The sequence below is a fragment of the Paenibacillus sp. FSL L8-0436 genome, from assembly GCF_038593025.1.
GTDB lineage: Bacteria > Bacillota > Bacilli > Paenibacillales > Paenibacillaceae > Paenibacillus_AQ.
The window spans coordinates 6,628,619-6,649,746 of record NZ_CP151955.1; the positions used below are offsets into that span (position 1 = coordinate 6,628,619).

Here is a 21,128-nt window from a genome sequence, read left to right on the forward strand (position 1 = left end):
CGGAAAGGCTCTGCTCATTATCTTAGATGATAACCGCTTTTTCAACCACTTCAACAAGTCTCCAACGTTTGTCTTTAGACAAAGGACGAGTTTCCATGATTTTTACAGTATCACCGATTTTAGCAACGTTTTCCTCATCATGTGCTTTGAATTTATTCGTAGACTTGATGCGTTTGTGATACAAATTGTGTTTCTTATAGGTTTCAACAGCAATTACGATGGTTTTATCCATTTTGTCGCTGACTACTTTACCGATCAGCACCTTACGTGCATTACGTTCTTCGCTCATAGTTAGCCTCCTTCCTGATTACGGATCATTAATCCGCCCTCACTTAGCTGATCCCGAGTACTCTTTGATGGATAACGGTTTTAGCACGAGCTATTTCCTTACGCACATCACGAATCCGAGTCGGGTTATCCAATTGGCCAGTTGCCAATTGAAAACGGAGATTGAAAAGTTCTTCTTTGAATCCTGCGATCTTTTGTTCAATCTCGGCAGTGGTTAAGTTGCGAAGTTCATTAGCTTTCATTTGCTTCACCACCCAATTCTTCACGTTTCACAAACTTAGTCTTGATAGGCAGCTTGTGAGCGGCAAGACGCATCGCTTCACGAGCGATTTCTTCCGACACGCCTCCGAGTTCGAACATAATCTTGCCCGGTTTAACTACGGCTACCCATTTCTCAACGTTACCTTTACCACTACCCATACGAACCTCAAGAGGTTTTTGAGTAATAGGCTTATCTGGGAAAATCTTGATCCAAACTTGACCGCCACGTTTGATGTAACGTGTCATTGCGATACGGGCAGCTTCAATCTGACGGTTAGTGATCCAAGACGGCTCCAAAGCTTGCAAGCCGAATTCGCCGAAGTTCAATTCGGTACCGCCTTTTGCCATACCCTTCATGTGACCGCGTTGTTGCTTGCGGTGTTTAACGCGTTTTGGTACCAACATGATTAGTTGCCTCCTTCCTGAGCAGCTTGTTTCTTAGCTGGGGGAAGAACTTCTCCACGGTAGATCCATACTTTTACACCGATACGGCCGTAAGTAGTATGTGCTTCAGCCGTTCCGTAATCGATATCGGCACGAAGCGTATGAAGTGGAACTGTTCCTTCGCTATAACCTTCTGAACGGGCAATCTCAGCGCCGCCAAGACGTCCGCCAACTTGAGTTTTAATTCCCTTTGCACCGGAACGCATAGTTCTTTGAATCGCTTGTTTCAGAGCACGACGGAACGATACACGACGTTCCAATTGTTGTGCAATGCTTTCAGCAACAAGAATTGCATCCAGTTCAGGGTGCTTAATTTCGTTGATGTTGATGTGAACCTTTTTGCCACCAGCGATAGTTGTAACTGCGCTGCGAAGTACTTCTACTTCTGCTCCGCCTTTACCAATTACCATACCTGGTTTAGCAGTGTGAATTGTAACGTTCACGCGGCTTGCCGCTCTTTCGATCTCGATGCGGGAAACAGCGGAATCCTTCAACTTACCTTTAAGGTATTCCCGGATTTTGACGTCTTCCATTAAAAGAGTACCGAAATCTTTGCCTGCATACCATTTAGATTCCCAATCGCGAATAATACCGACTCGGAGTCCGACTGGATTTACCTTTTGACCCACGTGTTATCCCTCCTTATTTCTCAGATACCACCAAAGTAATGTGGCTGGTACGTTTATTGATCCGACTTGCACGGCCCATGGCGCGTGGACGGAAACGCTTCATCGTAGGACCCTGGTTAACGAAAACTTCGCTAACGAACAAACTGTTCACGTCCATAGAGTAGTTATGCTCAGCATTGGCGATCGCCGAGTTAAGCAACTTCTCAACTACTGGAGAAGCGGATTTTGGAGTGTGGCGAAGAATTGCAATTGCTTCCCCCACTTGCTTGCCGCGAATCAAGTCAACAACCAGTTTCGCTTTGCGAGCGGAAATCCGCACCGATCTTGCATGTGCTTTTGCTTCCATTGTTTTCCCTCCTCTCAAACGAAGACCTTAATTATCTTCTTGTTTTCTTATCGTCACCCGCGTGGCCTTTGTAAGTACGTGTTGGCGCGAACTCGCCCAACTTGTGACCTACCATATCTTCCGTTACGTATACTGGCACGTGTTTACGGCCGTCATATACACCAAACGTATGTCCGATAAACTGAGGGAAAATGGTTGAGCGACGGGACCAGGTTTTAACAACGACCTTCTTATCTGCCGCGTTCAATTCCTCAACTTTTTTCAGCAGGTAGCCATCGATGAACGGCCCCTTCTTTAAACTGCGACCCATGTATGAATCCTCCCTTCATCCGGTTCTTCAAACCGCGAATCGACGCTTCGCGTTAATCTAACTTGCCAGAAGCGTCTTATTTCGTGCGGCGGCGAACGATATATTTATCAGATGCTTTGTTTTTCTTACGCGTTTTGTAGCCGAGGGTTGGTTTACCCCAAGGTGACATAGGCGATTTCCGTCCGATTGGAGCGCGGCCTTCACCACCACCGTGTGGGTGATCGTTAGGGTTCATTACAACACCGCGTACTTCAGGACGTTTGCCCAGCCAGCGACTGCGTCCGGCTTTACCAATCTTGATCAGTTCATGATCACCGTTACCTACGGATCCGATCGTTGCACGGCATACGCTGAGGATTCTGCGAACTTCACCGGAAGTCAAACGAACAGAAACGTATTTTTCTTCTTTACCCAGCAATTGAGCTTCTGTACCGGCAGCGCGTACCAACTGACCGCCTTTGCCTGGTTTAAGTTCAATGTTGTGGATAACTGTACCGACTGGAATGTTCGCCAGCGGAAGGCTGTTACCAATTTTGATGTCAGCCGCAGGGCCAGACTCAATCTTATCCCCAACTTTAAGGCCTTGAGGAGCGAGGATGTAACGTTTCTCTCCATCGGCATAGTGGATCAAAGCAATATTTGATGTACGGTTCGGGTCATACTCGATCGTAGCAACGCTACCTGGTATGCCGTCTTTTGTACGTTTGAAGTCGATGATACGGTATTTACGTTTGTGTCCGCCGCCATGGTGACGAACTGTAATTTTACCTTGGTTGTTACGTCCCGCATGTTTGAACAGCGGTGCAAGCAAAGATTTCTCTGGCTCATTTGTTGTGATTTCTTCAAACGTAGACACGGACATGTTACGTCTGGCCGGAGATGTCGGTTTGTACTTTTTGATTGGCACTGTATTCCCTCCTTACTTTACAGAGTATTATTCAACCGCTTCAAAGAATTCGAGCGGCTTGCTGTCCGGGCTGAGCTTAACGATGGCTTTTTTCCACTCTGGAGTATAACCGGAGTATTTACCATAACGCTTCAGTTTGCCAGGTACTCGCATTGTGTTCACACTAACTACTTTAACTTTGAAAATAGCCTCGACAGCTTTTTTGATTTCGGTCTTGTTAGCACGGATATCCACTTCAAAAGCGTATTTCAATTCGCTCATGTATTCGGATGTGCGTTCCGTAATCACCGGACGTTTGATAATATCACGAGGATCTTTCATTACGCGAACACCTCCTCTACCTTCAGAACTGCTTCTTTAGTGATGATCAGTTTGTCGTACGTCAGTACGTCAAGAACATTGATGCCGTCAGCCGCTACGAATTTCACCCCAGGGATGTTACGAGCGGAAAGTGCCACATTGTCATCATAGCTAGGAGCTACGATCAGGGCTTTGCTGCCTACTTTAAGATTGTTCAGAATCGCTGCGAATTCTTTCGTCTTCGGAGCATTCATTGTCAAGCTATCCAATACGATGATGTCATTCCCGAGTACTTTCGAGGACAACGCGGATTTGATGGCCAAACGGCGAACTTTCTTAGGCAGTTTCCAGGAATAGCTGCGTGGTGTTGGTCCGAAGACTACGCCGCCGCCTTTCCATTGTGGAGAACGAATGGAGCCTTGACGAGCACGACCTGTACCTTTTTGTTTCCAAGGCTTACGTCCGCCGCCACGCACTTCAGAACGTCCTTTTACTTTATGTGTACCACGACGAAGGGAAGCTCTTTGCATAAGCGCAGCTTCGTGCAGAACATGCACATTCGGTTCAATACCGAACACTGTATCGCTCAATTCAACTTCGCCAACTTCGTTACCACTAATATTATAAAGTGTTACTTTTGGCATTTCATGTTCCTCCTTTCTTCAGTAATTATTTCTTAACGGTTTGTTTAACTTTCACAAAGCTGTTTTTAGGACCTGGAATAGCGCCTTTAACCAGCAATACGTTACGTTCAACGTCTACTCTGATGATTTCAAGCTTTTGAACCGTTACGGTCGTGTGACCCATATGTCCTGGCAGGCGTTTGCCCTTTGGAACACGGTTAGCTTGGATGGAACCCATGGAACCTGGTCTTCTGTGGTAACGCGATCCGTGTGCCATTGGTCCGCGGCTTTGTCCCCAACGTTTGATAACACCTTGGAAACCTTTACCCTTAGATGTACCTGTTACGTCAACAAATTCGCCTTCAGCGAAGATATCAGCCTTCAGCTCTTGTCCAACCTCGAGTGCCCCGAGGTCAACACCGCGAATTTCGCGAACGTAGCGCTTAGGTGTTGCATTTGCCTTTTTGGCGTGACCCTGTTCAGGCTTGTTGGAGCGACTTTCCTTCTTGTCGGAAAAGCCCAACTGCACTGCTTCATATCCGTCGATATTCAGGTCTTTCTTTTGCAGTACCACACAAGGACCAGCTTCGATAACCGTAACCGCGATTACGTTACCTTCTGGAGTAAACACTTGAGTCATACCGAGTTTTTTTCCTAAGATACCTTTCAATGTTGACACCTCTTTTCTTTTCCTAGTTGCTTTAATAGATAGTATTACAATTTGATTTCGATATCTACACCGGACGGTAGATCCAAGCGCATCAAGGCATCCACAGTTTGTGGTGTTGGGTTCACAATATCGATCAAACGTTTGTGAGTCCGTTGTTCAAACTGTTCACGGGAATCCTTGTACTTGTGTACCGCACGGAGAATAGTAATGATTTGCTTCTCAGTTGGCAGCGGGATCGGCCCGGATACACCAGCACCCGAACGTTTTGCTGTTTCAACGATTTTCTCTGCGGATTGATCAAGAATTCTGTGGTCGTATGCTTTCAAGCGGATACGAATTTTTTGCTTTGCCATTTTAGTCCCTCCTTCTATCGCCCAATTTATTATCGGACATACTCCGTGAAAATTTTCTGACGTCGACCTCATGGCAAAGGGGCCGGGTGTGTCAGTAACCTCTCACATCATCGCAACGTCTCAGAACAACATTTATTATTATATATAATAGGCGGACACTTTGCAAGCGAAAATACAAAACAACTCATGATTTTTTTCACAAGTTGTTTTCTTTCTATATATATGGCACATATGTAGTCGTTCCTAATTAAAGACCTTCTGTAGCTGAACGGAAATACTCCGCTGAGGCGGTAGATTGTGCTGTTGTAGAGCCGATTCCTTCGATAGTTTTAATCAACACTCTTATCTCTTGTTCTACGGTCACAATTTCCTGGGTGCTGGTCTGCATGGAATCCACGATTTCACTAAACAGCCGGCTGGTCTCAACCGATTGATGTTTACCGCTCTTAGTCAGTTCCTGTACCTTGCGGATCTCTTCAACAACCTGAGAGATCAGCCTCCCTGATAGATCGGTTAGCTCGCCGATGCGTACAACTGTATTCTTGGTATCCTCGGCTAGCCGGTTGACCTCCTGCGCAACTACGCTGAAGCCTCTACCATGCTCTCCAGCCCTCGCAGCTTCTATAGTAGCATTGAGTGAAAGAATTTTGGTCTGATCAGCAATTTCCTGAACTGCTGCAACAATCTTCTGGATCTGCCGAGATGAGCTGGTTGGTTCATTCACAGACCGTTCCATTTCATTGGTGCTTTCATAAATCAGATGGATTTGACCGGTAAGGCTGTCCAAGTGCTCATGCCCGTCCCTAGCCATCCCCTGAGACTCCTTAGCCGAATTTGCAGTTCGTTGGAACGTACTACTCACTTCGTTACTGCTTGCCACCAGCTGCTCTACAGCAGCGTTAGTATCCATGCTGAGATCTACTAGCTCACCGCTGAATTCCGCAATTTTTTGCTTCAGTTCATTTTTTACGATTAAGTACTGTTCTTCCTTCTCTCTAGTATTTTCCTTTTCATACGCTTCTAGTACCAGCTGTTGCTCCAAATTCAGCAGTTTGGTTATGGTCTGAACCACTTTTAAGGTCTCGTTTTTTTTCAGGTATTGATTATATACAGCTGTAATAAATACATTTTGCAGGTTTTGAAAAGCCGACAAATACCATTTTGGATCCAGTCCGACCCTCTTATGTATCTTCGCAATGCTGAGACGTTTGGCAATGTAATGTTCATCAACGTTTCCATCGAAGATTTCAATAATATGCTGCTTTAAAGTCTTTTTTAACCGTTCAATACTGCTGTGTTCAAGAATAATCGCTTCCAGTTTACCGACTCCAAGCACCGTCTTGTAAAACTGGTCGGTTATGATGTCGATATCTCTTTCCACAACCGGTTTCAATAGACGCAGAAGCGTAAGATCTTCCTCAGTTAAGTCAATCATTTGCATCTGTTCATTGAGTTCCTCATGCCCGGCAAGGGTATGAAAAGACTGCGTGGCAGTGGGTATAAGATTCTTGCTGTCCATTGAGTGAACTTTGGGAGATTCCTCGCTTGTTATACGTGATGTTAAACCATGTATAAAGAAAAAGGACATCTCCCCATACTTCCACTCTCCCTGAATTTCCTGAAAATAACATCGCTGATATAGAAATATTTTACTCTATGGATAGAATAATTGTATAGAATTATAAGTAATACTTTGTTGAATAATGTTGAAAAATAAGTTATTAGAACCGTTATTTTGTCGTATATTGACGTTTCTTGATTCTATTCTTTCATTTCTGCCATTTGATTCAGTGCTTTTAGATCTAAAATGTCTACCGTTCTCTTACGGACCGTGATAATCCCCATACTTTCCAGATAATTCAGCTTGCGGCTAAGTGTTTCGGCAGTGGCTCCAATCATAGCGGCGAACTCTTTTTTGGCAGCCGGCAAATCAATGCTGTTACCTTGTACACGGGAGGAATCCTCCGATTGATTCCTGTTATGCAGATAAAGCAGCAACCGGGCGAGGCGTTTTTCTACATCATATATATGCATTGCACCAGCCAGCTCTTCGGCTTGATGCAACTGTTCGCTCATTGACATTAAAAAGCTGAATGCAAGCGCCGCGTTGTTCTCCAATAAAGGAACAAATTGTTTGCGGTGCATCCGGCATACACTTCCACTCTCTACAACTTCGGCTGTTACATAATTTTGTTTGTGGTGCAGCAAAGCAAACTGTCCGAAATAGTCGCCGGGGAACAGGAATCGGAGGATATGCTGCTTGCCTTCTTTATTGCTCTGCGTGAGCTTAATGAGGCCACTCTTCACTACAAAAAGTGAATCTGACTCTTCTCCCTCTCTGAATACAAGACTTCCCTTAGCATAATGGCTCGATTCTACTATCGCTTCTACCATTATCAATTCTTCATCTGATAGATTCTTGAATACGGGCACCTGGGAAACACAAGAATGAGAATTGCATACTGTGCATTCCATTCACTCACCATCCTTTCTGCTGTTCTCACCATAACAAGGATCCTAGAGCTGCCCAGTGACTGCCCTCACAACTTTTTTTAAAAAACTTGATCTGCATCAAGGAATATATTATCAATATCCGTCACAATAGGTCCTATAGAGAGATCTAAAGGAGATGGAGTATCTATGCTGCAATATACCTTCGAAGATATGAAAAGTATGGACAGATCTGTGCTTGGCAACATGGTTCCGCTTGAATTATTCCGCACCATCCGCCTTATCGGAATGAACCAGGGTCTCCCCCTTGGCGGTAAAGGAACTACACTTACTGTGGGCCGAAAAATCGGTGAGAGTCTACCAGTGAACACACTCGAGGAGTTACTACAACTATTCGAGGATTTGAAAATAGGGATTCCACGCATCCTGCATGAGGATGACCGCAAGATCAACATCGCGGTGGAGGACTGCTTTTGTAAAGGTCTCCCGACGCTGGAGGAAGAGAAGCTGATTTGTGATTTGGAAGGAGCTATCCTGGAAGGGGCTTTATCCAAAATCATGGGAAGACGGATATCCGTCAGAGAAATAAAATGCAATGCTGCAGGTCATGAGCATTGTGAGTATGAAGTTAAACTTTAAAACAACAATAAAAACGAAGGTTGGGATTAATGATGGAGAAAAAGACATTAGTAGAGGCAATTCAATATCAGGAGGAACGGTTTACGAAGAAAATCCTATTTCAAAAAGGTGATAGTGTAATGTTTATGCTTAATTTCATGCCAGGCCAACAGCTTCCAGCGCATAAGCATCCCGGAGCAGATGTATTCATCCTTGCTCTGAAGGGAAACGGCATCATTAATGTTAACGATGTAGAGCAGGATCTAGCTGAAGGTGATGTTATCCACCTCGCCGGTGATGAATCCTTTTCCTACCGTAACAATGGTCATCAACCTGCAAGTTTGCATGTGGTAATATCCAAAGTTCCAGGCCCAGCGTACACCCAAGAAATTTCCTAATCGTTTCTTTTGAATTCAACTCTATTTCCGCGTTTTTATAAGGAAATAGAGTTTTTTGTATGCAAAAAAACAGGGAGTCTTCCGGAGAAGAATCCCTGCCTTTATGGTTCAGCACTATCCTAACGGATAGAACCGAATTATTTTTGGATGGAAGCTACGCTACCTGCTCCAACTGTACGTCCGCCTTCGCGAATGGAGAATTTAGTACCTTCTTCAATAGCGATTGGGGAGATCAGGGAAACAGTTACTGTGATGTTGTCACCAGGCATAACCATTTCAGTACCTTCTGGCAGGTTGATGATGCCAGTTACGTCAGTTGTACGGAAGTAGAACTGTGGACGGTAACCAGTGAAGAATGGTTTGTGACGTCCGCCTTCTTCTTTAGTCAGAACGTAGATCTGAGCAGTGAACTCAGTGTGTGGTTTAACGGAGTTCGGCTTAGCAATTACTTGGCCGCGCTCGATCATGTTACGGTCAACACCACGCAGAAGTGCGCCGATGTTGTCGCCTGCTTGAGCGGAATCCAGCAATTTACGGAACATTTCTACGCCCGTAACTACGGATTTCTTAGTTTCTTCATGAATACCAACGATTTCGATTTCTTCTCCGACTTTAACTGTTCCGCGTTCTACGCGACCAGTTGCCACAGTACCGCGGCCAGTAATGGAGAATACATCTTCGACAGGCATCAAGAAAGGCTTGTCAGTTTGACGTTCTGGAAGCGGAATGTACGTATCAATCGTTTCGAACATCTCAACGATTTTTTGTGCATACTCGCCATCAGGGTTTTGAAGAGCTTCACGAGCAGATCCACGGATGATTGGAGTATCATCGCCTGGGAAGTCATATTCGCTCAGCAAGTCGCGAACTTCCATTTCAACCAGTTCAAGCAACTCTTCGTCTTCAACCATGTCGCATTTGTTCAAGAATACAACGATGTAAGGAACGCCTACTTGACGGGACAGCAGGATGTGTTCGCGAGTTTGTGGCATAGGGCCGTCAGCTGCGGATACAACCAGGATAGCTCCGTCCATTTGCGCTGCGCCAGTGATCATGTTTTTAACATAGTCGGCGTGACCAGGGCAGTCTACGTGTGCGTAGTGACGGTTAGGAGTTTCATATTCAACGTGAGCTGTGGAGATAGTGATACCACGTTCGCGTTCTTCAGGAGCCTTATCGATTTGGTCGAATGCTACAGCAGCGCCACCGTATTTTTTGGACAATACAGTAGTGATTGCAGCAGTCAGAGTTGTTTTACCATGGTCGACGTGACCAATAGTACCGATGTTAACGTGTGGTTTGTTACGTTCAAACTTTGCCTTTGCCATTTGAACAGTTCCTCCTTATTGTGGGGTTCCTTATATTTGAGCCGCCGGGCTAATTGCTTATCTAGGATGACTGATCGGTTGTACCCGGACAGCAAGTTAAAACAGTTAATTATTCTCCGCCTTTGTTCTTAGCAACGATCTCTTCCGCAATGGATTTAGGAACTTCTTCATAGTGAGAAAGCTCCATGGAGAATACGCCGCGTCCTTGAGTACCTGAACGGAGTGTTGTGGAGTATCCGAACATTTCGGAAAGAGGCACCTTCGCACGGATAATTTGCGCTCCACCACGGGAATCCATACCTTCGATCCGACCGCGACGGGAGTTCAGCATACCCATTACATCACCCATATATTCCTCAGGAACAGTTACTTCCACTTTCATGATTGGCTCAAGCAGGACAGGCTTACACTTGTCTTTAGCTGCTTTGAGTGCCATCGATCCGGCAATTTTGAACGCCATTTCGTTGGAGTCAACATCATGATAAGAACCATCAACGATGGTAGCCTTAACGTCAACAAGCGGGAAGCCTGCGATAACGCCGTTTTTCATTTGCTCTTCAATACCGGCAAGTGCAGGAGCGATATACTCTCTAGGAACAGAGCCACCGACTACTTTACTTTCGAACTTGCTGCCAGTACCCGGCTCGAGAGGTTCAAATTCAACCCATACGTGACCGTACTGACCGCGACCGCCGGATTGGCGAACGAATTTACCTTCGACACGAGCTGGTGCTTTGAATGTTTCGCGGTAAGCAACCTGTGGTTTACCCACATTGGTTTCTACTTTGAATTCGCGGCGCATACGGTCGATGATAATATCAAGGTGAAGCTCACCCATACCTGCCAGGATTGTTTGACCTGTTTCTTCATCAGTGTGAGCACGAAGAGTTGGATCCTCTTCAGTCAACTTACCGAGAGCAACACCCAGTTTATCTTGGTCAGCTTTGGTTTTTGGTTCAACTGCGATTTCGATAACCGGATCAGGGAAGTTCATGGACTCCAGAATAACCGGATGTTTCTCATCACAAAGTGTATCGCCAGTACTTGTGTCCTTCAGACCAACGGCTGCCGCAATATCACCAGCGTAAACGATGGAGATTTCTTGGCGGCTGTTCGCATGCATTTGCAGGATACGGCCGATACGCTCGCGTTTGTTCTTAGTAGCGTTAACTACATAAGAACCGGATTCCAGAACACCGGAATACACGCGGAAGAACGTGAGTTTACCCACATAAGGGTCTGTCATGATTTTAAATGCCAGTGCTGAGAATGGTTCTTCGTCCGAAGAGTGGCGAACCGCTTCAGTTCCGTCATCCAGATGACCTTGAATAGCCGGTACATCCAGTGGGGATGGCAGGTAATCAACGACAGCGTCCATCATAAGTTGGACACCTTTGTTACGGTAGGAGGATCCGACAATTACAGGGAAGATCTTAACTTCTACAACGCCTTTGCGCAGAGCAGCTTTGATCTCATCAACTGAAATTTCTTCGCCTTCCAGGTACTTCATAGTCAGATCTTCGTCAAGTTCTGCTACTTTCTCGATTAACTCAAGACGCAGCCCCTCAACTTGTTCCAGATATTCAGCCGGAATGTCCGTTACTTCGATATTTTGGCCCAGATCGTCTTTAAACATATGAGCTTTTTGCTCAACCAGGTCAATAATACCAATGAAGTCGTTTTCGGCACCAATTGGCAGTTGAATAGCAACTGCATTGGCTTGCAAGCGATCACGCATGCTGTCGATAACGTTTAGGAAATCCGCACCGATGATATCCATTTTATTTACATATGCGATCCGGGGAACGCCATAACGGTCAGCCTGTCTCCATACGGTTTCAGACTGAGGCTCAACGCCCTCTTTCGCACTGAAAACGCCTACTGCCCCATCCAATACACGAAGGGAACGTTCAACTTCAACTGTGAAGTCAACGTGTCCAGGGGTATCAATGATATTGATGCGGTGACCTTTCCATGCAGCAGTTGTAGCAGCGGAAGTAATAGTGATTCCGCGCTCCTGTTCTTGCTCCATCCAGTCCATTGTAGCAGCACCCTCGTGAACTTCACCGATTTTGTGCGTACGGCCTGTATAGAATAGAATCCGCTCAGTGGTAGTAGTCTTACCAGCATCAATATGCGCCATGATCCCGATGTTACGTGTATTTTTTAAGGAGAACTCTCTTGCCATGAATTGGGTCTCCCTTCAAAATATAAGTTATTTGAACGGCCTTAAATCCTACCAGCGGTAGTGAGCAAACGCTTTGTTTGCTTCAGCCATTTTGTGTGTGTCTTCACGTTTCTTAACGGAAGCGCCTGTGTTGTTGGAAGCGTCGATGATCTCAGCCGCCAAACGCTCTTCCATCGTCTTCTCACCGCGGTTGCGTGAGTAGTTTACGAGCCAGCGTAATCCCAAAGCAGTACGTCTTTCAGGTTTAACCTCGATAGGCACTTGGTAGTTAGCACCGCCGACACGACGAGCTTTAACTTCCAATACCGGCATAATATTCTTGATGGCAGCTTCGAAAACTTCCATCGGATCTTTGCCTGTGCGTTCTTGAATCAACTTGAACGAATTGTACAGAATGCTTTGAGCGACACCTCTTTTACCACCCAGCATAATACGGTTGATCAAACGAGTAACCAACTTGCTATTATACAATGGATCTGGCAATACATCTCTCTTAGTAACTGGACCTTTGCGTGGCATGGATATCCCCCTTTCTCAATGTTTGTTATTCAGATATTCTTAACTTATTTCTTTGCTTTAGGACGTTTTGCACCATACTTGGAACGAGCTTGCATACGGTTAGCAACGCCTGCTGTATCCAAAGCGCCACGAACGATGTGATAACGAACTCCTGCAAGGTCCTTAACTTTACCTCCGCGCAGCAATACAACACTGTGCTCTTGAAGGTTATGTCCAATACCCGGAATGTAAGCAGTCACCTCAAGACGGTTCGTCAAACGAACACGGGCATACTTACGAAGCGCGGAGTTTGGTTTACGTGGAGTCATTGTGCCTACACGAGTGCACACACCGCGTTTTTGCGGGGCGCTCAAATTTGTAGTCTCACGCTTGAGGGCGTTGAACCCTTTTTGAAGAGCGGGAGATTTGGATTTTTCGATTTTGGCTTGACGGCCTTTACGAACCAGTTGATTAATAGTTGGCATTGTTGTGCCACCCCCTTCCTGAAATAGTAATCTATTTACGAACATTAAGTCCACAGACCCAGGCGGTTCATAAAAAGACAAATGAAAAGTCTTTGTTGCCGAAGTGTACCCCGGTACAAAAACGCTTCTCGTGCTATTGTTTTAAGACGGCTGCCATAGCAGCACCAACTTCTATACCGCAAGCTTTGCCCAAATTCAGCATTGTGTCCACATAAGTGACCTTCACACCTTGTTTGTTACAAAGCATAACAATTCTGGAAGTAAGCCGTTGATCTCCGTCCTCTGCCACATAGACTTCTGCGGCTTGGCCCAACTCTACCGCCTTGACGGTTTGTTTGGTACCGATCTTGACCTGAGCATCCTGCAGTCCTCTATCATCAGTCATAATAAATCATTACCTCCAATGAACAAGAATAACCAGGCTACTCACGCACCTTAGACATATTAGCATTATCAGTAGATGATGTCAAGAGAATCGGCAATAAATTTATTAATATTCACAGCAGGCAGCAGCGCCACGTCTATAAATAGCCGTAGCATAATCAACTGCCCGCCATGATTATTTAACTATTCAGCAGGAACCGTTTCTAAAGCTTCTTGCGAGCTTTCGACATTCGGATCACTCAGCTTCACATTACGGTAACGATTCATGCCAGTACCTGCAGGAATCAACTTACCGATAATAACATTTTCTTTGAGTCCAAGCAACTTATCTACTTTACCCTTAATTGCAGCATCAGTCAAGACGCGGGTAGTTTCTTGGAAGGAGGCCGCAGACAGGAAGGAATCTGTCTCCAGGGATGCCTTAGTAATACCGAGCAGTACCGGTTTGGCAACTGCAGGCTCATTACCAGCAAGAATGGCTTCCTTATTCGCAGCTTCGTATTCATGAATGTCAGCAAATGCACCTGGCAAGAGATTCGTATCACCAGCATCGATAATACGGATTTTGCGCAGCATCTGCTTAATCATAACTTCAATGTGCTTATCATTGATCTCAACGCCTTGGTTACGGTATACACGCTGTACTTCTTGCAGAATGTAGTTTTGTACCCCGCGGATCCCTTTGATGCGCAGCATTTCTTTAGGGTCGATCGAACCGTCAGTCAGCTCATCGCCAGCCTCAATCTCCTGGCCTTCACTGACACGTAGACGCGAACCGTAGGTGATGGAATAAGTCTTGGATTCAGCTTCACCTTGAACCTCGATTTCGCGGCGGTCCTTGGTTTCGCGGATTTCCTTGATTACCCCGTCAATTTCACTGATTGTAGCCTGACCTTTAGGGTTACGGGCTTCAAACAACTCCTGGATACGCGGCAAACCTTGCGTGATGTCATCACCGGCAACACCCCCGGTATGGAACGTACGCATTGTAAGCTGGGTTCCCGGCTCACCGATGGATTGTGCCGCGATGATACCGACAGCTTCACCGATTTCCACGAACTTACCTGTTGCCAGGTTACGTCCGTAGCATTTCTTGCATACACCGTGACGCGCACGGCAGCTCAGCACAGAACGGATCTGCAGTTTGGTCACACCAGCGTTAACAATCGCCTCAGCTTTGTCGGAGTCAATCAGATCGTTGCGGTTAACGAGGATTTCCTTCGTTTCCGGATGACGTACAGTTTCAAAGGAGTAGCGGCCTTCAATACGGTCGTACAAATCTTCGATAACTTCCTTGCCATCTTGAATACGGCTGACGGTGAAGCCTTTATCGGTACCACAGTCTTCTTCACGGACAATAACGTCTTGGGCAACGTCAACGAGACGACGGGTCAAGTATCCGGAGTCGGCTGTACGCAGCGCTGTATCGGCCAGACCTTTACGCGCTCCGTGAGTGGAGATAAAGTACTCGAGGACGGTCAGACCTTCACGGAAGTTCGCCTTGATTGGCAATTCGAAAATCCGTCCCGATGGTGTAGCCATCAGTCCGCGCATACCACCCAGCTGGGTAATCTGCGATTTGTTACCACGCGCTTTGGAGTCAACCATGAGCATGATGGAATTGAAACGGTCCATCGATTTCAACAGCACATTGGTAAGATCATCCTTCGTCTTCGACCAGATCTCAATAACACGGTCATACCGTTCGTCATTGGTGATCAGACCACGGCGATATTGGTTGGCAACCACATCGACCTTAGCCTCGGACTCTTTCAGGATTGTAGCTTTTTCCTCCGGCACGATAACGTCCGATACGGCAACCGTAACACCGGAACGTGTGGAGTACGTAAAGCCGAGTTGCTTGATTCTATCCAAAATCACAGACGTTTTGGTCGTGTGATAGGTTTCGAAGCAGCGGGCAATAATCAGACCCAGGTATTCCTTACCTACAGCACTTGCTTCCGGAGCATCCATAATCAGCTCACGGATGTCCGCGCCTTTTTCATAGATAAAGTATTTCTCTGGTGTGCCTTGCAGCAGGTTTGTTTTGGTCGCTTCATTGATATAAGGGAAGCTGCTAGGATAGATCTCGTTAAAGATGATCTTTCCGACCGTAGTAATCAGCATTGCGCCTTGTTGCTGTTCTGTAAAGCAGGTTTTACCCAGAGCCTTAACAGGAATAGCTACACGGGCGTGCAGACCTGCGGTTCCACGCTGGTAAGCTGAAACAGCTTCGTTCACGGTGCGCAGAATCATACCCGTACCCTTTTCTTCCTTGTTGTCCATAGTCAGGTAGAACGTACCGAGGACCATATCCTGGGAAGGGGTAACAACCGGTTTGCCGTCCTTAGGGTTCAGGATGTTACCGGAGGCCAGCATGAGCAGACGTGCTTCCGCTTGAGCTTCTGCAGACAGAGGAACGTGCACCGCCATTTGGTCACCGTCAAAGTCGGCATTGTAAGCCGTACATACGAGCGGGTGAAGACGGATAGCATGACCTTCTACCAGAATCGGTTCAAACGCTTGAATACCGAGACGGTGAAGTGTAGGGGCACGGTTCAGCAGAACCGGATGCTCTCTGATTACTTCTTCAAGCACATCCCATACTTCAGGACTTACACGCTCAACTTTACGTTTTGCGCTCTTGATGTTATGGGCCAAGCCCTTGTTCACCAATTCTTTCATAACAAACGGTTTGAAGAGTTCAAGCGCCATTTTCTTTGGAAGTCCGCATTGGTACATTTTGAGATACGGTCCTACAACGATAACGGAACGTCCGGAATAGTCAACCCGTTTACCGAGCAAGTTCTGACGGAAACGTCCTTGTTTACCTTTCAGCATATGGCTGAGCGATTTGAGCGGACGGTTACCAGGACCCGTTACAGGGCGGCCGCGACGGCCGTTGTCGATAAGTGCATCGACAGCTTCCTGAAGCATCCGTTTCTCATTCTGCACGATAATATCAGGAGCACCCAGATCAAGCAGTCTTTTCAGACGGTTGTTCCGGTTGATTACGCGACGATAGAGATCGTTAAGGTCAGACGTAGCAAAACGGCCACCATCCAACTGAACCATCGGGCGAAGCTCCGGAGGAATAACCGGAAGCACATCCATGATCATCCAATCAGGCTTGTTGCCGGAGTTGCGGAACGCTTCAATAACTTCCAGACGTTTGATCGCCCGGTTGCGGCGTTGGCCTTGGGCGGTGCGAAGCTCTTCCTTGAGGAATTCCAATTCCTTCTCGATGTCGATATCCTGAAGCAGCTTCTTCACAGCTTCGGCACCCATGCCGGCTTGGAAACCGTAGCCGTATTTCTCACGGTAGCTGCGGTATTCTTTCTCGGACAGCAGTTGTTTCTTCTCCAGCGGTGTTTCACCTGGATCGGTTACAACATAAGATGCAAAGTAGATGATCTCTTCAAGCGATCTCGGAGACATATCGAGGGCCAGACCCATACGGCTTGGAATACCTTTGAAATACCAGATATGAGATACAGGAGCCGCCAGTTCAATGTGGCCCATACGTTCGCGGCGAACTTTAGCGCGGGTAACTTCCACGCCGCAACGGTCGCACACTACGCCCTTATAACGGACACGTTTGTATTTACCACAGTGACATTCCCAGTCTTTTTGCGGTCCGAAGATACGTTCGCAGAAAAGACCTTCTTTTTCCGGCTTCAATGTACGATAGTTAATGGTTTCCGGTTTTTTTACTTCTCCGCGGGACCAAGAACGAATCTTTTCCGGAGAAGCAAGCCCGATTTTCATGAATTCAAAATTGTTAACGTCCAACAAGGAGCAACCCTCCTTAACCTATATCCTGATTTAGTACCGGAGGCCCTCCCTTGACTGTTAGATCAAAAGAGGGCACGGTCCTTTTTAAATGAAATTGATTCTTACAGTTAAATTACTCTATTCCGACTTCTGTGCCTTCTAAATTGAGGCTCAGCTTGTCGCCTGACGTCTCATCCTCATCATCCAGTTCCTTCATTTCAATTTCCTGCTCATCGCCGCTGAGGATCTTAACATCCATACCAAGCGACTGCAGTTCCTTGATGAGTACTTTGAACGATTCCGGAACACCTGGTTCTGGAACATTCTCGCCTTTGACAATGGATTCGTACGTCTTGACACGGCCAACCACGTCATCGGACTTCACAGTTAAAATCTCTTGAAGTGTATATGCAGCACCGTAAGCTTCAAGCGCCCAAACTTCCATCTCACCGAAACGCTGTCCGCCGAACTGGGCTTTACCGCCGAGTGGCTGCTGTGTAACGAGAGAGTAAGGTCCTGTGGAACGGGCATGAATCTTATCGTCAACCATGTGCGCCAGTTTGATCATGTGCATAACGCCGACAGTAACTTCACGCTCGAAGCGTTCACCTGTACGGCCGTCATAAAGCACTGTCTTACCATTACGCTGCATGCCGGCTTCTTCCATCGTATCAAACACGTCGTTCTCACGCGCTCCATCAAATACTGGAGTAGCTACGTGAATACCGAGCTGCAGGGCAGCCATACCGATATGAACTTCGAGCACCTGGCCGATGTTCATACGGGAAGGAACGCCCAGAGGGTTCAGGACAACCTGTACCGGTGTACCGTCAGGAAGGAATGGCATATCTTCTTCAGGCAGGATACGGGCAACGACACCCTTGTTACCATGACGTCCGGCCATCTTGTCACCTTCAGAAATCTTACGTTTCTGAGCGATGTAGACACGAACCAGCTGATTTACACCCGGAGGCAGCTCATCGCCGTTCTCGCGTGTAAATACTTTGACGTCAACGATAATACCGTCACTACCATGAGGAACGCGCAGCGAAGTATCGCGCACTTCGCGGGCTTTCTCACCAAAGATAGCGTGCAGCAGGCGTTCTTCGGCAGTCAGTTCAGTTACACCCTTCGGAGTAACTTTACCCACCAGAATATCACCAGCGTTGATTTCCGCACCGATGCGGATGATGCCGCGCTCATCAAGATTGCGCAACGCTTCTTCACCGACATTCGGAATATCACGAGTAATTTCTTCAGGTCCCAGCTTGGTGTCACGAGCCTCGGATTCGTATTCCTCGATATGAATCGAAGTGTATACATCTTCCTTAACCAGTTTCTCACTCAGCAGGATCGCATCCTCGTAGTTATAACCTTCCCAAGTCATGAACGCAACAACTACGTTGCGGCCAAGAGCAAGTTCGCCCATTTCCGTGGATGGTCCATCGGCCAGAATGTCGCCTTTCTTAACAATGTCGCCTCTTTTAGCCAGCGGACGTTGATTAATGCAGGTACCCTGGTTCGAACGCATAAATTTGTGTAATTTATATTTAACGATATCGCCTTTAACTTCCTTGCCTTCGACAGCTTCAACGCGGCGCAGCCAAATTTCGTTGGCCGACGAGCGTTCAATAATACCGTCATACTTGGAAACAATACATACGCCCGAATCCTTAGCGGATTTATGCTCCATTCCTGTGCCGACAAGCGGCGCTTTAGGAATTAGAAGCGGAACGGCCTGACGCTGCATGTTCGATCCCATCAGTGCGCGGTTGGAGTCATCGTTCTCAAGGAACGGAATGAGCGCCGTAGCGACCGATACAACCTGTTTCGGCGATACATCCATGTAATCCACGCGATTACTAGGCATTGTTGTAATGTTATCTGAATCTTTGTTGTAACGAACGATAACCATGTCTTCCTTGAAGGAGCCCTCTTCGTCGATCAGTACGTTAGCCTGAGCAACTACATAGTTATCTTCTTCATCGGCAGTCAGGTAATCGATCTGCTCGGTCACCTTGCCAGTCTTCGGATCCACCCAACGGTACGGCGCTTCAATAAAGCCGTATTCATTGATCCGGGCAAAGGTGGACAAGGAGTTGATCAGCCCGATATTCGGGCCTTCCGGCGTTTCAATTGGACACATACGGCCGTAGTGACTGTGATGGACGTCACGAACCTCAAAGCCCGCGCGTTCACGAGTCAGACCGCCGGGTCCGAGTGCCGATAGACGGCGTTTGTGCGTCAGTTCAGCCAGCGGGTTCGTCTGGTCCATAAATTGGGACAGCTGCGAACTACCGAAGAACTCTTTAATCGACGCGATAACCGGACGAATGTTGATCAAAGCCTGTGGCGTAATCGCATTAGCATCCTGAATCGACATTCTCTCACGCACTACGCGTTCCATACGGGACAACCCGATACGGAATTGGTTCTGCAGCAGTTCACCTACAGAACGCAATCGACGGTTACCCAAGTGGTCGATATCATCGGTGTTGCCGATGCCGTGCAGCAAATTAATAAAGTAGCTGATTGAGGAGATAATATCAGCCTGAGTAATATGCTTCACTGATTTGTCGATATTGCCATTGGCAATCAGCTTGATAACCCGTCCTTCTTCAATCGGCGAGAACACGTCGATCGTTTGCAGAGGGATATCAATACTGTCCATAACCCCACCGCTTACACGGTAGTTTTTGGCAGCAACATTCTTCTCGAAATAAGGAATCAGCTCATCAAGCAGACGACGGTCAACCATTTGGCCGGATTCCGCCAGGATTTCACCTGTGGACTCATCAACCAGAGGTTGAGCCAAACGCTGATTGAACAGACGATTCTTAATGTGCAGCTTTTTGTTGATCTTGTAGCGGCCTACATTGGCCAGATCATAGCGCTTTGGATCAAAGAAACGTGCGACCAAAAGGCTCTTGGCATTATCAAGTGTCGGCGGTTCGCCCGGACGCAGACGCTCGTAGATCTCGATAAGCGCCTTTTCCGTAGAGTCCGTGTTGTCTTTATCCAGCGTATTGCGAATATATTCATCATTGCCAAGCAGTTCCAGAATCTCAGCATCACTGCCGAACCCGAGAGCACGCAGAAGCACGGTAACCGGGATCTTACGAGTCCGGTCGATGCGGACATACATAATGTCCTTAGCGTCGGTCTCAAGTTCCAGCCAGGCTCCGCGGTTAGGAATTACTGTGGCGGTGTAGGTTTTTTTACCGTTCTTATCCACTTTTGTGCTGAAATAGACGCTTGGAGAGCGAACCAACTGGCTGACAATAACCCGTTCTGCACCATTGATAATAAAAGTGCCGGTCTCCGTCATCAGCGGGAAATCTCCCATGAACACTTCCTGCTCTTTGACCTCACCGGTCTCCTTATTAATGAGCCGTACTTTCACCCGCAGAGGAGCCGCATATGTTACGTCCCGCTCTTTAGCGTCGTCAACCGTATATTTCGGTTCACCCAGGCTGTAATCAATGAACTCAAGCACCAAATTCCCTGTGAAATCCTGGATCGGCGAGATGTCCTGGAACATTTCCCGCAATCCTTCCTCCAAAAACCAATCATAAGATTTTTGTTGGATCTCGATCAGGTTCGGGACCTCGAGTACCTCGTTAATTCTCGCATAGCTCCGCCGAGTGCGTCGACCATACTGAACAAGATGTCCTGCCAACTTTACTCACCCCTCATGTCTACTCACTTAAAAATTGATTGCGAACCCTTGTTTGGACCATTATAATGGAACCATAACACAAGGATTCAGCCACAAATAGAGAAAAGCCCTTATCGAAATCTTCCGAAAAAAGAGCGCATCTATCCATGAACAAAATACTCCTTATCCAGTAGATTTGCCCAAAACGTACGTAT

General features: G+C 46.8%; 22 protein-coding genes. 2 read left to right on the plus strand and 20 right to left on the minus strand.

Annotated features, from left to right (window positions below):
* Nucleotides 1-22: 22 nt before the first annotated feature.
* The 13 genes from rpsQ to NSS79_RS30740 all read right to left on the minus strand — a co-directional run bounded on the left by rpsQ (nucleotide 23) and on the right by NSS79_RS30740 (nucleotide 7,525).
* Nucleotides 23-289: a 30S ribosomal protein S17 gene (rpsQ, locus tag NSS79_RS30680; RefSeq protein ID WP_038597064.1), complete on the minus strand. Its 267-nt coding sequence runs from the start codon at nucleotides 287-289 to the stop codon at nucleotides 23-25.
* A 43-nt stretch (nucleotides 290-332) separates the two neighbouring features.
* A complete protein-coding gene (gene rpmC, locus NSS79_RS30685; protein ID WP_019908232.1) occupies nucleotides 333-530 on the minus strand; it encodes a 50S ribosomal protein L29 in 198 nt (65 codons plus the stop codon).
* A complete protein-coding gene (gene rplP / locus NSS79_RS30690) occupies nucleotides 520-954 on the minus strand; it encodes a 50S ribosomal protein L16 (protein WP_036652954.1) in 435 nt (144 codons plus the stop codon). The genes rpmC and rplP overlap by 11 nt, the downstream gene beginning before the upstream one ends.
* 2 nt (nucleotides 955-956) lie before the next feature.
* Nucleotides 957-1,622 (minus strand): 30S ribosomal protein S3, encoded by a 666-nt coding sequence (gene rpsC / locus NSS79_RS30695; RefSeq protein WP_038597067.1) that lies wholly within the window; start codon nucleotides 1,620-1,622, stop codon nucleotides 957-959.
* Nucleotides 1,623-1,635: 13 nt separating this feature from the next.
* A complete protein-coding gene (gene rplV / locus NSS79_RS30700; protein WP_019908228.1) occupies nucleotides 1,636-1,968 on the minus strand; it encodes a 50S ribosomal protein L22 in 333 nt (110 codons plus the stop codon).
* A 31-nt stretch (nucleotides 1,969-1,999) separates the two neighbouring features.
* Nucleotides 2,000-2,278 carry a 30S ribosomal protein S19 gene (gene rpsS / locus NSS79_RS30705; protein WP_019908227.1) on the minus strand — a complete coding sequence of 93 codons (279 nt, stop codon included), beginning with the start codon at nucleotides 2,276-2,278 and terminating at the stop codon, nucleotides 2,000-2,002.
* Nucleotides 2,279-2,354: 76 nt separating this feature from the next.
* The gene (gene rplB, locus NSS79_RS30710) at nucleotides 2,355-3,185 is read right to left on the minus strand and encodes a 50S ribosomal protein L2 (RefSeq protein ID WP_038597071.1); all 831 of its coding nucleotides are present in this window, start codon (nucleotides 3,183-3,185) and stop codon (nucleotides 2,355-2,357) included.
* A gap of 27 nt (nucleotides 3,186-3,212) precedes the next feature.
* Nucleotides 3,213-3,506, minus strand: coding sequence for a 50S ribosomal protein L23 (rplW, locus tag NSS79_RS30715; protein WP_019908225.1), 294 nt, complete (start codon nucleotides 3,504-3,506; stop codon nucleotides 3,213-3,215).
* Entirely contained in the window at nucleotides 3,506-4,129 is a 624-nt protein-coding gene (rplD, locus tag NSS79_RS30720) for a 50S ribosomal protein L4 (protein WP_342437333.1), read from the minus strand. Before rplD ends, rplW begins: the two co-directional genes overlap by 1 nt.
* Nucleotides 4,130-4,154: 25 nt before the next feature.
* Nucleotides 4,155-4,778, minus strand: a complete 624-nt coding sequence (rplC, locus tag NSS79_RS30725) for a 50S ribosomal protein L3 (protein ID WP_076112955.1) — start codon at nucleotides 4,776-4,778, stop codon at nucleotides 4,155-4,157.
* A 44-nt stretch (nucleotides 4,779-4,822) separates the two neighbouring features.
* Nucleotides 4,823-5,131, minus strand: coding sequence for a 30S ribosomal protein S10 (gene rpsJ, locus NSS79_RS30730; protein ID WP_017692074.1), 309 nt, complete (start codon nucleotides 5,129-5,131; stop codon nucleotides 4,823-4,825).
* Between the two features lie 247 nt (nucleotides 5,132-5,378).
* Complete coding sequence (locus NSS79_RS30735; RefSeq protein WP_342437334.1) at nucleotides 5,379-6,650, minus strand: globin-coupled sensor protein; 1,272 nt, start codon at nucleotides 6,648-6,650, stop codon at nucleotides 5,379-5,381.
* Nucleotides 6,651-6,892: 242 nt separating this feature from the next.
* Complete coding sequence (locus tag NSS79_RS30740; RefSeq protein WP_342437335.1) at nucleotides 6,893-7,525, minus strand: Crp/Fnr family transcriptional regulator; 633 nt, start codon at nucleotides 7,523-7,525, stop codon at nucleotides 6,893-6,895.
* Between the two features lie 246 nt (nucleotides 7,526-7,771).
* Between NSS79_RS30740 and NSS79_RS30745 the strand changes: the two genes are divergently transcribed.
* Nucleotides 7,772-8,221, plus strand: a complete 450-nt coding sequence (locus NSS79_RS30745) for a V4R domain-containing protein (protein ID WP_342437336.1) — start codon at nucleotides 7,772-7,774, stop codon at nucleotides 8,219-8,221.
* 29 nt (nucleotides 8,222-8,250) lie between these two features.
* Nucleotides 8,251-8,598 (plus strand): cupin domain-containing protein, encoded by a 348-nt coding sequence (locus NSS79_RS30750; RefSeq protein ID WP_342437337.1) that lies wholly within the window; start codon nucleotides 8,251-8,253, stop codon nucleotides 8,596-8,598.
* A gap of 137 nt (nucleotides 8,599-8,735) precedes the next feature.
* Here NSS79_RS30750 and tuf read toward each other — a convergent pair whose 3' ends face one another.
* The 7 genes from tuf to rpoB form a co-directional block, all read right to left on the minus strand.
* Complete coding sequence (tuf, locus tag NSS79_RS30755; RefSeq protein WP_342437338.1) at nucleotides 8,736-9,926, minus strand: elongation factor Tu; 1,191 nt, start codon at nucleotides 9,924-9,926, stop codon at nucleotides 8,736-8,738.
* Between the two features lie 109 nt (nucleotides 9,927-10,035).
* Nucleotides 10,036-12,114, minus strand: a complete 2,079-nt coding sequence (fusA, locus tag NSS79_RS30760) for an elongation factor G (RefSeq protein WP_340896377.1) — start codon at nucleotides 12,112-12,114, stop codon at nucleotides 10,036-10,038.
* A gap of 48 nt (nucleotides 12,115-12,162) precedes the next feature.
* The gene (rpsG, locus tag NSS79_RS30765; RefSeq protein ID WP_036652908.1) at nucleotides 12,163-12,633 is read right to left on the minus strand and encodes a 30S ribosomal protein S7; all 471 of its coding nucleotides are present in this window, start codon (nucleotides 12,631-12,633) and stop codon (nucleotides 12,163-12,165) included.
* 44 nt (nucleotides 12,634-12,677) lie between these two features.
* Complete coding sequence (rpsL, locus tag NSS79_RS30770) at nucleotides 12,678-13,097, minus strand: 30S ribosomal protein S12 (RefSeq protein ID WP_038597092.1); 420 nt, start codon at nucleotides 13,095-13,097, stop codon at nucleotides 12,678-12,680.
* Between the two features lie 133 nt (nucleotides 13,098-13,230).
* On the minus strand, nucleotides 13,231-13,482 hold the full coding sequence (locus NSS79_RS30775) for a ribosomal L7Ae/L30e/S12e/Gadd45 family protein (RefSeq protein WP_340896375.1): 252 nt from the start codon (nucleotides 13,480-13,482) through the stop codon (nucleotides 13,231-13,233).
* A gap of 182 nt (nucleotides 13,483-13,664) precedes the next feature.
* The gene (gene rpoC, locus NSS79_RS30780) at nucleotides 13,665-17,276 is read right to left on the minus strand and encodes a DNA-directed RNA polymerase subunit beta' (protein WP_342437339.1); all 3,612 of its coding nucleotides are present in this window, start codon (nucleotides 17,274-17,276) and stop codon (nucleotides 13,665-13,667) included.
* A 112-nt stretch (nucleotides 17,277-17,388) separates the two neighbouring features.
* On the minus strand, nucleotides 17,389-20,934 hold the full coding sequence (rpoB, locus tag NSS79_RS30785) for a DNA-directed RNA polymerase subunit beta (protein WP_342437340.1): 3,546 nt from the start codon (nucleotides 20,932-20,934) through the stop codon (nucleotides 17,389-17,391).
* Nucleotides 20,935-21,128 lie beyond the last annotated feature (194 nt).